This window comes from Bacillus cereus (assembly GCF_015071065.1).
Classification (GTDB): domain Bacteria; phylum Bacillota; class Bacilli; order Bacillales; family Bacillaceae_G; genus Bacillus_A; species Bacillus_A cereus_BA.
Genome location: NZ_VOVA01000087.1, coordinates 1 through 575, shown reverse-complemented (window position 1 = coordinate 575; position 575 = coordinate 1). Strand labels below are relative to the sequence as shown.

The window sequence follows — 575 nt, the reverse complement described above, 5'->3', positions numbered from 1 at the left end:
AGAGATCATCACAGAAAAGAAGAAAACAATAGACAGGAGAATAATAATCCAGAATTATTACAATTCTTAAGAACATTAACTCCTGGTACTTGTATTGTTATTCAATATGATTCTCAAAGACCTACAAGTGCAACATTCCAAGGTTTTCAAGGAAACAACGTAATTATTTTATCTGACTTTGATTGTTTCCCAGGATTAGCACGTATTGCGATTAACAGAATTAACGTAATCTCTATAAATTCACCTGATTGTAATCGTTTCTGTTGCAAACGTAAGCATTGCAGAGAATGTGATGAACATAGACACGAACGTAGAGATGAACGTGAACATGATCATAGAGATGATTTTTAAAAATGAATGAATAGAAAAACCTTTCCATTAATTTTATAAGCCAATTTGCAGAAAAAACACCTATTAAAAAATAGGTGTTTTTTCTTTCCTAAATTTACTGAACTGAACGTAAATAACAAACCATTTCATATAGTGGACATATACTATTGTAAGGTCGGCATCCAAATGACCCAAATAAATACCCATGCCAAGAAATAAAACTACAAAGTATTTCTTGGCACCTT

The 575-nt window shown here is 31.5% G+C and carries 1 protein-coding gene; it reads left to right on the top strand.

Translation table 11 applies throughout. From position 1 onward, the window contains the following. The coding region (locus FT637_RS29585) for a hypothetical protein (protein ID WP_193649260.1) at window positions 1–351 on the top strand (351 nt) is incomplete at its 5' end. Between the last annotated feature and the right edge of the window lie 224 nt (window positions 352–575).